The 749-nt window shown below is 40.9% G+C and carries 1 protein-coding gene; it reads left to right on the top strand.

Translation table 11 applies throughout. From position 1 onward, the window contains the following. Positions 1 to 749, top strand: a 749-nt coding sequence (locus ACFIO5_RS11610; RefSeq protein ID WP_375705492.1) for an EF-Tu/IF-2/RF-3 family GTPase, incomplete at both ends; no start/stop codon positions are given.

Raw genomic sequence — 749 nt, 5'->3', positions numbered from 1 at the left:
AAAAATTAGTTGAGATGGCCGTTGAAGTTGATGAGGCTGCGACGGAGGCTTATTTGGAAGGTGTGATGCCAACCAATGAACAGCTTGTTGCTCTCATTCGTAAGGGGACCGTGGAGGTTCAGTTTCATCCAGTTTTGTGTGGTACTGCTTTTAAAAATAAAGGCGTCCAACCTCTTTTGGATGCTGTTGTTTCTTATCTTCCTTCTCCTGTTGATGTGCCTGCAATTAGTGGAGTTGATGTGAAGACTGAAGGTGAAACAACACGTGAATCTTCAGATGATGCTCCACTTTCTATGCTTGCTTTTAAGATTATGAATGATCCTTTTGTAGGGTCGTTGACTTTTTGTCGTATTTATTCTGGTAAGGTTCAAAAAGGTATTTCTCTTGAAAATACTGTAAAAAGGAAGAAAGAGCGTTTGGGGCGTATGCTTCAAATGCATTCAAATTCTCGTGAAGATATTGAAGAGGCTTTTGCAGGTGATATTGTTGCTCTTGCAGGGCTTAAAGAAACAACAACAGGTGATACTCTTTGTGATCCTCTCAAACCTGTTATTTTGGAGCGGATGGAATTTCCAGAGCCTGTTATTGAAATTGCGATTGAGCCGAAAACGAAAGCAGATCAAGAAAAGATGGGTATTGCACTTAATCGTTTGGCGGCTGAGGATCCTTCGTTTCGTGTTAAATCGGATGAGGAATCAGGCCAAACGATTATTGCTGGAATGGGTGAGCTTCATCTTGATATTATTGTT

The organism is Bartonella sp. AA86SXKL, assembly GCF_042196885.1.
Note: the sequence above shows the minus strand (reverse complement) of the source record. Positions and strands in the feature narration are given on the sequence as shown.